General features: G+C 67.4%; 8 protein-coding genes and 2 pseudogenes. 6 read left to right on the top strand and 4 right to left on the bottom strand.

Features of this window, described 5'->3' with window-relative positions; translation table 11 throughout:
* Positions 1–102: 102 nt before the first annotated feature.
* The gene (locus ACWC1K_RS28975) at positions 103–954 is read left to right on the top strand and encodes an IS5 family transposase (protein ID WP_450835626.1); all 852 of its coding nucleotides are present in this window, start codon (positions 103–105) and stop codon (positions 952–954) included.
* Between the two features lie 374 nt (positions 955–1,328).
* On the opposite strand, the gene ACWC1K_RS28970 is transcribed toward ACWC1K_RS28975, so the two are convergent.
* Complete coding sequence (locus tag ACWC1K_RS28970; protein ID WP_450835624.1) at positions 1,329–1,544, bottom strand: hypothetical protein; 216 nt, start codon at positions 1,542–1,544, stop codon at positions 1,329–1,331.
* A 756-nt stretch (positions 1,545–2,300) separates the two neighbouring features.
* Between ACWC1K_RS28970 and ACWC1K_RS28965 the strand changes: the two genes are divergently transcribed.
* Both ACWC1K_RS28965 and ACWC1K_RS28960 read left to right on the top strand, forming a co-directional pair.
* Complete coding sequence (locus tag ACWC1K_RS28965) at positions 2,301–2,633, top strand: hypothetical protein (protein WP_450835622.1); 333 nt, start codon at positions 2,301–2,303, stop codon at positions 2,631–2,633.
* Positions 2,634–2,861: 228 nt separating this feature from the next.
* Positions 2,862–6,317, top strand: coding sequence for a hypothetical protein (locus tag ACWC1K_RS28960; protein WP_450835620.1), 3,456 nt, complete (start codon positions 2,862–2,864; stop codon positions 6,315–6,317).
* A gap of 636 nt (positions 6,318–6,953) precedes the next feature.
* Here ACWC1K_RS28960 and ACWC1K_RS28955 read toward each other — a convergent pair.
* Both ACWC1K_RS28955 and ACWC1K_RS28950 read right to left on the bottom strand, forming a co-directional pair.
* A pseudogene (locus tag ACWC1K_RS28955) lies at positions 6,954–7,276 on the bottom strand (zinc-binding dehydrogenase); the annotation flags it as partial.
* Positions 7,276–7,944: pseudogene (locus ACWC1K_RS28950) on the bottom strand (transposase); the annotation flags it as partial. The pseudogenes ACWC1K_RS28950 and ACWC1K_RS28955, both read right to left, overlap by 1 nt.
* Before the next feature lie 144 nt (positions 7,945–8,088).
* Here ACWC1K_RS28950 and ACWC1K_RS28945 point away from each other — a divergent pair.
* The 3 genes from ACWC1K_RS28945 to ACWC1K_RS28935 all read left to right on the top strand — a co-directional run bounded on the left by ACWC1K_RS28945 (position 8,089) and on the right by ACWC1K_RS28935 (position 11,760).
* Complete coding sequence (locus tag ACWC1K_RS28945; RefSeq protein WP_450835619.1) at positions 8,089–8,919, top strand: DUF7019 family protein; 831 nt, start codon at positions 8,089–8,091, stop codon at positions 8,917–8,919.
* Positions 8,920–9,005: 86 nt separating this feature from the next.
* Entirely contained in the window at positions 9,006–10,907 is a 1,902-nt protein-coding gene (locus tag ACWC1K_RS28940; protein WP_450835617.1) for a HEAT repeat domain-containing protein, read from the top strand.
* Positions 10,908–11,178: 271 nt separating this feature from the next.
* Positions 11,179–11,760, top strand: a complete 582-nt coding sequence (locus ACWC1K_RS28935) for a DUF6431 domain-containing protein (RefSeq protein WP_450835615.1) — start codon at positions 11,179–11,181, stop codon at positions 11,758–11,760.
* A gap of 227 nt (positions 11,761–11,987) precedes the next feature.
* Here the strand turns inward: ACWC1K_RS28935 and ACWC1K_RS28930 are convergent, their stop codons facing one another.
* A complete protein-coding gene (locus tag ACWC1K_RS28930) occupies positions 11,988–12,266 on the bottom strand; it encodes a hypothetical protein (protein WP_450835614.1) in 279 nt (92 codons plus the stop codon).
* Between the last annotated feature and the right edge of the window lie 152 nt (positions 12,267–12,418).

Genomic DNA, 12,418 nt, shown 5'->3' with positions numbered 1-12,418 from the left:
ATCTGTCTGAGCATGAGCGTGTCTTGAGGGCATCTGATCTAGGTAGTTGGTGTTCTGGGATGTTTGTGTGACCGGTGGCGTTGGTGGGTCGTTGCACCGGGCGTGAGTGTTCGCCGTCCGTACCGCAGTGATGTGTCCGATGCCCGCTGGGCCCTGATCGAGCCGGTCTTTACCGCCTGGCGGGCGAGACGGACAGGACCAGGTACGGCGCCCCGAGTGCACGACCTGCGCGAGATCGTCAACGCGATTCCCTACGTCAACCGCACCGGCATCCCGTGGGAGTACCTGCCGCACGACTTCCCGCCGTACAAGACCGTCTACGACTACTACGCCAAGTGGGAAGCAGACGGCACGACCCAGCGGGTCCACGACCTGTTACGTGACAAGGCCCGCCGAGCCCACGGCCGCAGCTCCGAACCAACTGCTGCTGTGGTCGATGCCCAGAGCGTGAAGACCTCGGCAAACGTGGCCGAGACCAGCCAGGGCATCGACGTCGGCAAGAAGATCAAAGGACGCAAACGGCGCCTGATCACAGACACGCTCGGTCTCGTGCTGGCTGTCCTCATCACCGCCGCGAACGTGCACGACACCACCGGCGGCAAGCTCCTGCTCGACGACGTGGCCGCGAACTACCCCAGTGTCTCGAAGGTCTGGGCCGACGGCGGATACCAGAACAGCATCTTCAACCACGGCGCCCGCCTCGGTATCGACGTGGAGGTGGTGCAGCGACCTCGGACGAGGGGGTTCGAACCCCTGCCGAAGCGGTGGGTGATCGAGCGGACCTTCGGCCGGCTGATGCAGCACCGCCGCCCGGCGCGGGACTATGAAGGCCTGCCTCAGAGATCCCGAGCAATGATCGACTGGGCGATGGCTAACAAAATGTCCCGCGAACTGACGGGAGAATCCACGCCAACCTGGCGAATCGAAACGGACATGACGGCCACAACAGCCTGAACATTGATCAGACGCCCTCTAAGTCGAAGGTGGTTGCCAACTTCGACGAGTCGGCGGAAGGTTTGGCTCCTCTACGTGGCGAACCCTTTGGCTCAGAGGTGTGCCCGGCTCTGTAGCAGCAGAGCCGAACAGTTCGTCCAGTGGAAGTACGCAGTCATCGACATCGTCGGCCCGCTCGCGGCGGTACAGGAGGACACTCTCCCTCGGGCGCCGGCCCGAGTGGCCCGAATCCGAATCCGGTGTGCGGGCCGCCCGCGGCGTGCTGGTGCCGGGCCGCCCGCGGATCGGGCGTGGGGGTCAGAAGTTTGGAGATGACGTTCGTCATCCTCCTTCTGATCGTGTCAGCCAAGGTGGAGGGTGGTCAGGGCGGTGGTTCAGTCGGTGACGATCGCGTTCTGCGCGGCCGCGAGCGCGACCTGGCCCTTGCAGACCGCGGTGTGCAGCTTCGTCTCCACAGGATCCTTCTTGTTGTTGACGCCGGAGCCCGAGCGGTGGCTGGGGTCGGCGGGTTCTACCCACAGGTTGCGGTAGTCGTTCGGGTCGCCGCCGAGCTGAAGGCTGACCAGGTGATGGAATTGAGCATCACCCATGCGGCGGGTGTAGCGGTAGGAGGCTGCGTTCAGCCGCTTCTCCTTACGGGCCACGGACTCGGACGGGCGGATGCCGGAGGTGTAGCCGCCCTTGCGGCAGATCGTCGACTTCAGGTTCGCCTGCGTGACGGCTGGGGAGATCGCGCCCGGCGTGCACTTGGGGTCCTCGAGCGGCTCCCCGTGCTGGTATCGGTAGTGGCCTATGTTGGTCGGCGACGACCGGGCGGCATGTCTGCTTCGAGTCGTGGCTGGAGCGGGACCATCTTGTGCTCATGGACGTCGACACCGTGGTATGGATCGCTTCCTAGCCGTTCTGGCTGCTCTCGCACGACGGTTCGCATGAGCGTCACCATGCCCCGGACTTCGTCGTGCGCCGCGCGGACGGTCCGGCCGTGGTCGTCGACGTCCGCGCCGACGAGTGCATCGCGCCGCGCGATGGCGGAGCGTTCGAGGTGACACGCCGGGCCTGCGCCGACCCAGTGCGCCACATCGCCGGGGCGTGCTCTGGGGCGATCCAGCTGATTTCGCTCGCGGCCGAGCCCGGGCCACCGGCCCCACTGGATCAGTAGGCCACCCCACTCCGGACGGAGGTGGCAGCGCCGGGTGGTGGGACGATGAGTTCAACAGCGCGTGGAGATCCGGTAGTTGCGTAAAGGCGTCCTGTGCCGCCAGTGAGGTTCATCCCATACGCTGAGAATGGATATATGTCGGCTGGGAAGGGCGAGTGGGGTGTCGCGACCTAGGAAAATCACGATCATGGTTGCCGCCGTCGTGCTGACCGCATCGACGCCGTTCTTCTGGCTGCTGGACACCCCTGACACCGGTCAACTGGTTGCCGCCTCAGTCCAGGGCGCCACCGGTATCGCCGCCCTGGTGTGGGCGCTGATACAGCCCCCGGCCGCCCCGCGGCAGGCTGGAATCGTGGTGGCCGACACCGGAAAGGCCAAGGCTACAGGTGGAGGCCAGGCGTCCACCGGCGTGCGGCGCCCGCAAGATGCCGGGAGCGGGCCCGTTCGAGCGGAGCGAACCGGCGACGCCACCGCAGACGGGTCCGGTAGCAGCGCAAACACGGGTATCGACTACAGCTGACCGGGCCGGGACGGCCGTAGCGTGCGGGAGGATCTCTATCCAATGGTGAGATGGCCTAAACGTCACCCCGCCGCGGACGGAGACCCCTGCATCGGTCCCGAGACCGCGGCCGCAACATCAGAGCCAGGGGTAGCCGCCACAGACACTGGCGATGCCACCGCCCGCGACGGCGCCACAGCCGTATCCGGCTACGTCGGCCCCGGCCCAGGGACCGCCGGGCAGGCGCAGGTGAGCCATACAGGCGCTGCTACCGCCAGCGAGGGCGGGCTGGCCAATACCGGGTACCTGGCAATCGAGAGCTTCACCCTCGTACAGCAGGCGGCCAGCTCCCCGCCGCGGTCCGGCTACCGGTATCAGGTCGAGTTGATCGCACCGGACGTCCTGCACGGTCGCGACGCCGAGCTGTCGGAACTCGCCGATTTCTGTACCGCCCCGGAGGGACCCGCACTGGCCTGGTGGCAGGCGCCGGCCTGGTCGGGCAAGTCGGCACTGCTGGCTCGTTTCGTGCTGGATCCACCGGCAGGCGTCCGACCGGTGTCGTTCTTCGTCACGGCTCGTTTCGCCGGGCAGAGCGATCACGTCGCCTTCGTCGACGTGCTGCTGGTGCAGTTGGCGGAGATCGCCGGTCAGCCGTTGCCGCACTCGACAGCCGCCACCCGTTACGGCGATCTGCTGCGCTTGCTGCATGCGGCCGCGGAGGTCAGCCGCGAACAGGGGGAGCGTCTGATACTGGTCGTCGACGGCCTCGACGAGGATCGAGGCATCACCTTTGGCCCCGACACGCACAGCATCGCCGCACTGCTACCGCCACGTCTGCCGGCCGGGATGCGAATCATCGTGTCCGGCCGTCCCGCCCCACCGTTGCCCGCCGACGTCCCTGACGGGCATCCCCTGCGTGACCCTGGTGTGGTCCGCGAACTCCAGCCCTCGCAGTATGCGCAGGTCATCCGGCACGAGGCGCTGCGTGAGCTGAGCCGCCTGCTGGACGGCACGCCGGTCGAGCGGGATCTGCTCGGGCTCGTCACCGCGGCCGGAAGCGGGTTGAGCACCACAGACCTGGCCGAGCTCACCGGGCGATCAGTGGCGGAGATCGGTCAGCAGTTGCGGGAGGGAAGCGGGCGTTCGTTCGCCGCGCGGCTCAGCCGGTGGCACGGCGAGACTGTCTATGTGCTCGCGCACGAGGAACTCTCCGAGATTGCACTCGAACGGCTCGGCGAGCCGGGACTTGCCGCCTACCGCGACCGCCTGCACGGCTGGGCGGACAGTTACCGAGAGCGCGGATGGCCGCCAGAGACCCCCGAATACCTGCTGGGTGACTACTTCCGGCTCCTGCAGGAGACCGGCGACGATTCCAGGGCCATCGGATACGCGGCTGACATACGCCGACACGACCGCATCCTGGACATCACCGGCGGGGACATGTTCGCGCTCACCGAGACCGCTACCGCACTCGGCATGGTGGTCGGGCATGAGCGTTCCGACCTCCGTCGTCTCCTCGCACTTGCGATGGAGCGTCAGCGGCTCAACAACCGGAACGTCCACCTCCCGGTCGGCCTGCCGCGCGCATGGGCTGCTTGCGGCCGGGCGGACCGGGCGGACGTGCTGGCCGGTGCCATCACGGATCCGTACCGGCAGATGGAGGCACTCGTTGTGCTGGCCCGGGAGCTGGCTGCCAGCGGGGAGGCCGCCCGGGCCGGCGAAGTCGCCCGGCAGGCCGAGCGTGCGGCCCGGTCCGTCACAGATCTCCATCGGCGGCACGACGCGCTTGCCGAGGCGTGCCTGGCGCTGGTCTGCGCCGGTGATACGGAGCGCGCACAGGGGCTCGCCGAGCTCCTCGACCGGAATACCCGGACCGTCAGCGACGCCTATCTGCAGGTGGGAATGCTCGCGCAGTCCGCCCGCGCATGGGCTGCGGTCGGGGCGACCGTCCGAGCCCACGCCGCCGCCGTACGACTTGAGGGGATCATCGGATCCATCGCTGAGCCCGTGTACCGCGACGACGCGTACAACGAACTGGCACGAGCACGTGCGGTGGCCGGCGATGCCGAGGCCGCGGAGCAACTCGCCCGTGCGCTGGGTCACCTACCGCCACAAGAAGGTTCGCAGCGGTGGTACGCGCAGAACTCCGCGCGGCAGGCGAGCGTGCTGGTCGAGCTGGTGCGCGCACTGACGGCCGCTGGCGATATCGACCGCGCGGAGCTGATCGCGTCTTCCATCACCGCGCCGTCCATCCGTGTGGACATGCTCGGCGAGCTGGTTTCGCGGCGGATCACGGCGTGCGAGCTGGAACCTGCCCAGGGCCTCGTACAGCAGATCGAGCGGGTCGCTCATTCCTACGATGACCCGGCTCTGTACGGAGACGTGCAGGTTCACGCGCTCGGCGAGCTTATGCGGACTTCGACAGCAATCGGGTCTCTGGATCGAGCACTTGATGTCGCCGAGAGGGCCGAACGGGTCGCCCGGAGTATCAGGCAGCCGGGCAGCCGGGCGGCGGCGTTGGCCGAAGTGGCGCATGCGCTGGCCACCGCCGGTGAGGTCGCACGGGCTCAGGAACTCGCGGGCGAAGCCGAACGAATCGTCAGATCGGGCACCGACCCGTACCTGCGCACACTTCTCCACGCTGAGGTGGCACGCGGGTTGGCCAGCACCGGCGAGATCGAGCGGGCCCGCGAGCTCGCCGAGCGAACTGAACATGATGCCGGCGACATCGAGCACCCCTACTTCCGGGAGCGTGTTCTGGCCGAGCTGCTGCCGGCACTCGCCACCGTCGGCCGTCTCAAATCGGCCGAGAATCTTGTCTACTCGGTCGAGGACAGGGACAGGCGGGTACGTATCCTCGCCGAACTCGTACCAGTGCTGGTTCGCACCGGTCGCCCGGATCGGGCAGAGGCACTCGCCCGCAAAGCGGCTCTCCCGCTCGGCCTTGCCCGGTTGCGTTCCGTACTTGTACACACCATGGCCGAGACCGGCGAGATCGCTCACGCGGGCAGTCTGGCCGATGAGATGGAAAGCGCAGCCCGTGGTAACACCGACGGGCACTATGCGGCCCAGGCTCTCGTCGACGTGGCGCGCGCACGAGTCGCGCTCCGTCAGATGAACCAGGTTCGCGTAATCGCCGACGATGCCGTACGGCTCGCCAGCTCCGACCCAGTCATGCGCGCGCGGGTACTTGCCCAGCTGGCCACGACCCTGGCAGCCATCGGCGAGATCGAGCGAGCCCGTGACCTCGCGCATCAGGCCGCGGAGTCAGCTCGGGCGGATACCGGCTATCGTCGGATCCTTCTCCCGCTTGTCGCGAACACGTGGGCAGAGGTTGGCGAGATCGGGCACGCTCGTGCGATGGTCGACGAAGCGGAACGCCTGATCCGTTCGGATGTCAACCCCCACAGGAACGCGGACGGGCTTGTGGATCTCGTGCGAGCGCTGACGGCCGTTGGCGAGCGGGGCCGAGCCCGACGCGTGGCAGACCAAGCCGAGGAGGCCACCCGGTCCCGGCAGCCATGGCCGTGGGCACGACAGGAAGCCCTCCAACGTCTGGTCGCTGTCCTCGAACCTGATGACGCCCGACGCCTGCTGGCCCGTGTGCTCGCGAGCAATGTCTGGGTGGAGGACCGTGTCGTCACTCGGCTCGCCGAGATCGAACCCGGACTCGCGCTGAACGCCGCTGATCTCCTCAATCTCTAGCGCTCCAGCTGATCCTCTCCATAATGTCCTGTTCAGTACGCCTGTTTCGAGCCACGTGAGCTGACGCTGCAACAGAACGGTGGGGGTGCGTTGAGCCCGCTATGGAGCCAGATAGCGAAGCAGGGCTGCGAGCCGCCAAGTTGGAGTCACTGTGTGGCACCAGGACTCCGAACGCGGCAGATGCCTTACGAGTGGGTTGACATCGAAGTTAGTCCGTGCAGACCAGCGTCTTCCTACGGACTGACTTCGATGACAATGGACAACAACACCTGGGGCCACCGGGGCTCAAGTTAGCGGGGCGATGACCGTTCGCTCTCGCGGACCTGGTCACCTGTCGTTTGCATGCAGCTGCGCCCTGAGTGCCCTTGAGCCGCGAGGTCTCAGGTGCAGCTCGCAGTCGGGTGATTACGCCGTAATCACCCGACGCGCTCTTGGGTAGGATCGCTGGGAGCCGCGTCGTTCCGAACGCAGGTGTCCTGCCTCAACGAAGTTAGTCATCTGCATGACGGTGACCTGCGTGGACTGAGCTTGATGAGACGGATCGACTCGGTTCATTGAGACGAAAGGCCGGAGAGGCCCGTGGGGCTCAGAGGGCATCTCAGCGAGGCCTCTATCACGCGCGGCCTCACGATGGGATCAGACGGTGAGGACGAGCATGCCCTGGAGGTGACCGCCGTCGAGCAGTCGGTGCGCGTCGGCGACGCGCTCGAACGGGAACTCCTCCTGCACGTGGACCCGGAGCTTTCCCTGTTCGACGAGGTCGACGAGACCGCGCAGGGCGACCCGGTCGGGGTCGACCGCGATACTTCGGCGGTTGCCGTCACCAGGTGACCGCCAGGGCGGAGCACTCCAAGGGACCGCTCGACGGTGTCGCCGCCAATCGTGTCGAGCACGACGTCGATGTCACGGACCGCGTCGGTGAAGTCGACCGCCGTGTAGTCGATCACTTCATCGGCGCCTACTGACTTCTTCGGGTTGTTGTCGCGTCGTGGGTGAGGCTGAGTCCGGTGCCGGCAAGGCAGCCGTCGATGAGGTCGGGGCGGAGCTGAATGTGGCGAAGCCCCCGGCGGAGGGTGCGTTCGAGGTGGTCATCGTCAATGAAGGCGGTGGTGGCCAGTGGGCCGCGCCGTAACAGTGACCAGACACCCTCGACCGGGTTCAAGTCAGATGCGTAGGAGGGGAGTTGGGCGATGGTGAGCCAGTCGTGGTCGTCCGCGTAGTCGCGCATCCCGGCTGCCGGTGGGTGTTGAGATTGTCCCAGATCAAGACGATGGGGGCCTTGAGCTGGAGGTGCGCGCGCACGACCAGGTCGCGGGTAGTCGCTCCAGGCGAAGGTGTCGCGTCCCTTGCCTTTGTGCTTGCGGTGGCGGCGCGGCCGGTAGATCAGCCGGGAGGGTTCTCCTGGCCGGTAGCAGCACATGGCGGCGATCGACCAGCGGCGCCAGGAGCGGCCCCGCACCCGCACCACGGGTGTCTGCCCGCGTCGGCCCCAGGTGCGGGCGCGCGGCGGGGTCATCGAGAACCCGGCCTCGTCCTCGAAGACGATGTAGGCGCCCAGCGCCGCCGCGGTCATTCCGCCTGCGGCCACACGTTGATGGCGATATCTGAATCTCCCCACCAGATGCTCGGGGCAGCCTCAGAGTTGCTCGGCTTCCTTCCCCAGGCAGTCCGTGCAGGGTGGGCAGGCACATCGTCTCAGTGAGTCGAAGGTGCCCTTGTGGGGCTAGTGTTGCTGGGCACTCGAGTTGGCGCAGCCCACCGGACGGAGTGCATGAGAACGGGGCTTTGTCCGTCCGAAGCCAGCATCAACGGCGTACCGATCGAGAAAGTCGACTTAGAGCCGAGAGTAAGCGTCCCGACTCCGGGAAGGGAGGCGAGCGTCGGCACGGCAGCAGGGGGGTTCTGCAGTATGCGTTATTACGTCTATGTCTCGGACGCCAAGCTCGACCTGCTCCTCGGACAGATTCCTCCCAAGCGGTTGTCCCGGCTCGCGGCCGAGTTCAAGATTGACTTGAAGCTCGTCAGTATGACCGTCCAGACCGCAGCGCCGCCCGAAGCCACCAGGTATCAGCGGTTGGCCGTCGTCGAGCGCGCAATTGAACGGGACGAGGATGTATCAGGGTTGGAGGAGCCCTCTGTCTGGTTCCGCGGGAGGCTCGGGCTCCGATCCATGATCTTCGGCGGCGAGTCGACAGGGCTGCTGTTATTCACCGGTGCGTGGCAGGGCACAGTGATCGCCCTGATCGGGTCGGCACACCACCTCATCGGATCCGGGGTGGCTCCCGAGGCGGTCCCGATCGGCTACTCCGGCTCGATGCTTCCGACCCTCTTCACCCTCCTCGAACGGGACCAGGCGGAATGGGACGACCGCCACCAGGTCCAGGAAGCGAACCCTCCCCTCACTCGGCGTGCCCGTCCTTCCGACCAGGATTCACTGCGGCAGGTCATTGGCTGCGCCGATCAGATCACGGGGCCGAGCCAGGAATGTGAATTCCTCGCTCGGCGCCTCCTGGTGGGGACGACGCAGGATCCCAACGGTCGACCCGTCAGAGTCCTCATCGGCACTCCCCTCTACGTCGCGCTGTCAGGGGAGGACCGGTGAGCCCGAGCAGCAGGCCCACATCCCGTACGGTCTCCGGAGCCGGCTGTCGGAGAATCATCGTCGTGCCGCAGGCCGAGGTCGCACTGATGAGGCTCCATCAGGATATCGACGGCCTCTGCCGGACCCTCGAACGCGCCGACAGACACACCGCGCAATACGCGGTGGAATTCCTTGCCGACATCGGCGGCCCGACAGCGGCGGACGCCCTGCTGAGGTGCCTGCAGGACCCGGCCGAACACCCACTGATCGTCGAGGCCGTCGCCCGGTGCCTTGGACAGTTGGGTGAGCGCCGCGCCGTACCCGACCTCATCGCCGTCCTGCGCCGTGGCGGCTCACCCTGTAAGGCGGCGGTGCGGGCGCTCGGTGACATCGGTGATCCACGCGCAGTACAGCCACTGCTCGACATGCTGGTCCCCTACACACCCCACTGGCGGGAGGTACTGGGTGCTCTCGCCAGCATCGGAGACACCAGCGCAGTCCCGGGCCTCCTCGCAGTGCTGTGGGACCTGCTACCCAGGGCCGACAGTTCCCGAGACGATGGCCTCGGAACCGAGGCGGTGCGCACGCTCGGCCAGTTGGGCTCCCCACGGGCGGCAGCGGCACTGGACTTCCTGATCGGTACGAGCACGATGCCGTCGGAACTGCGCCGGGCCGCTGCCGAGGCCCTGCGCCAGCTCGACCTCACCAGCGCGCCAGGCTACGGCCGCCCCACCTTCGCTGAAGCCGCCTTGGGCGACCCGGACCAGCGGATCTGCGAGGCGATCGCAGAGGTCTTCTCCAGCACCCCGCACGGGTTCCGGCACCTGCGGTGGTTGGTTACAAACGCCGACCCGGCTGTGCGCCGCAGCGTCTGCCTCGGCCTCGGCGCGAAGGGCGACCCCGAAGTCGTGCCCGCCCTGCGGATCCGATTGAGCGAGGACCCTGCCCCCTCCGTGCGGCGCGCGGCGGCCTACGCGATCGCCCGGATCGGTGGCCACGAAGCCATGGCGGCGCTAATAGGAGCACTGACCGACCGCGAGATTCTTGAGGACGTGGCACACGCGCTGGCTGCTGTGCAACCGTCGCCCGCAGCTCGGCTGTTGACCCTGCTCACCGACGGAACGAACCAACAGCAGCGTGGCGCGGCCACGGCACTGGGCCTGCTCGGCGACCGGCGGGCGGCGCCCAAGCTCCTCGACCTGCTCACCAACGCCACGACCCTACCTGTGCAGATCGCCGCCGTGGACGCCCTAGGCCACCTTAGGCACCTGCCCGCCACGGCACCCCTGATCGGACTGCTCACCGCCCCAGACACCCCCGGGCGCCTCCGGGCCCGCGCGGCCTGGGCGCTCGGCCAACTGGGCACCGCCGAATCCGAACCGGCACTGAGGGAAGCACTCGGTGAACCGGTCGAGTCGATCCGGCTACGCGCGGCCGAGGCTCTCGGCAAGCTGCCAGGCTCGCCCCAAGCAGTTGAGTCGCTCACGCAAGCCGCCACCGATCGCAGCCCAGACGTCCAGGCAGCCGCACTGCAAGCCCTCAGGAACCTCGGAGCCACCGTCCGCCCTGCCCTGCGTCTTCTGCTCGCCACCGCCGAGGGCCAGCTCCGCACCGACGTGGTGTCGCTGCTCGCCCAATGCGCAGACATAGCCGACCTCGACACCCTGACGGCCATCGCCGTCGAGGACGACACGGAGGCCGCCCTGCACGCGGTCGACGGCATCGCGCGACTGTGCGACCCACGCACCGTCAACGCCCTATGCCGGATCGTTGAGCGTCCGGATCCGAAAATACTGGGTGACACGCTCATTAGGGGCCTGCGCGGAGCCGCTCTGCGCGGCCTCTCCCGCATCGACGACCCAGCGGCCGCCTGCGCCGTCCTGAAGTACTACATGTCGGACGTCGGCTACCTCTCGCACGACGCAGCTCGTGAAGCGGTCAACACTATTGCTGGCCGAACCGGCTCCGCTCGTTGTGGAAGGCGCGGGCGAGGTCACAGGCCCGGGTGATGTCCGCGCAGGCCAGGCGGACTTGGAGGAGCTGTTCCTCCTGATGATCGGTGAGCGTGGCGCGGGGCCGCATGATCCAGCCGGTGATCTTGCGCGGGCTCGGGATGTCCGCGCGGACGGGCTCGGCGTTCCCGGCTGTTGGACGACTCTCTGTATGAGCACGAAGGGGCAGGTCGGCGACAGTCACGGTGGACATAAGTGCTGATCTTGATGGGCAGTCTGATCTTGCTTCGTGCACGACGACACGGTGTGCACGAGGTGGACGTGCAGGGTGCTCATCGTCGACACCGACGTCGTGCTCGTGGAACGCCAGCTGCGGGCCGGTGAGTTGACGTGCCCGTCGTGCGGTGCCGTGCTCGCGCCGTGGGGACACGGCCAGCCGCGGGAGATTCGTGGTGATCTCGGGTCCCGCCTGTTCGTACGTCCTCGTCGCTCGCGTTGTACGGGTTGCCAGGTCACGCACGTGCTGCTGCCGGAGATGATGTGGCCGCGGCGGATGGATGCGGCCGAGGTGATCGGGGCCGGGCTGGAGATAGCGGCTCTCGGGATGGGGCATCGCCAGGTCGCCGCCCATCTGGGCTTGGCGGAGGACACCGTCCGTGGCTGGATCCGCCGGTTCCGCCGCAGGTCGGAGGACGTCCGCCGGTACTTCACCGTCGCCCCCTGCGGCCTGCGGCCGCAGGGGTTCTTTCACAGCACCACGTCATCAACAACAGTGACGCCGTCATGCTCATCCAGCGCGTCGCGCAACACCGTGAGGCGCGGGGCATGCCTACTCGCCCTTCTCGCGGCCGCGCAGAAGGCGATCGTCACCGACTGGACCACCGCCCTGACCGCCCTCCACCTCAGCTGAGCCGAGCAGGCGTTGATGGCCGCGGCCAACGACCAGGGTGTTTCTTGACCGGGCAGCGTCGGCCGTCGGCACGAAAGCCCCAGCTGGACGGGGGAGCCCAGCCGGGGCTGCTGCAGCAGCGCCCATGCGGAGTCCGTGTAGCGGACCGCGTTCTTCTCGGCCAAGCCGTCCTGCGCCGGGCTCCGTACCCGCGCCACGGCACGCGGGCATGACCGTCCAGGGGCGGGTCAGAAGTTGGAGATGACGTTGGTCAGGATGTTCGAGATGGTCTTGGGGTCGCGGGCGTTAAAGGTGCGGGCGTGGCTGAGTTCGGTGATCTCCTCCAGATACGTCCGGCAGGTCTTGCTGGCGTCGTGGCAGGAGTCGGGATCGGTCTTGGTGTCGGCGTCCTTGCCATAGGCGATGGTGAATACGCGGACCGGTTTGCTGGTGTCGGTCAGTTTCTTGCGGAGCTGGGTGAAGGCGGGCGGCGCGTCGGCGGGCTCGTTGTTGCCGTCGGTGAGCACGACCGCATGTTGACGTCTGGAGTCGCCCGTACAGCTCCTGTAGGTTCGGCCGCTTCGTTAGCAGGAGGTCCTGCTGAGACTGTGGATTCCGCGTCGCGTTAGCAAGCAATGTGCCGATCGGCTGATCTTTAGCAATCGCGTGGCCCGCCGGG

The sequence above is a fragment of the Streptomyces sp. NPDC001492 genome (assembly GCF_053597275.1).
Note: the sequence above shows the minus strand (reverse complement) of the source record. Positions and strands in the feature narration are given on the sequence as shown.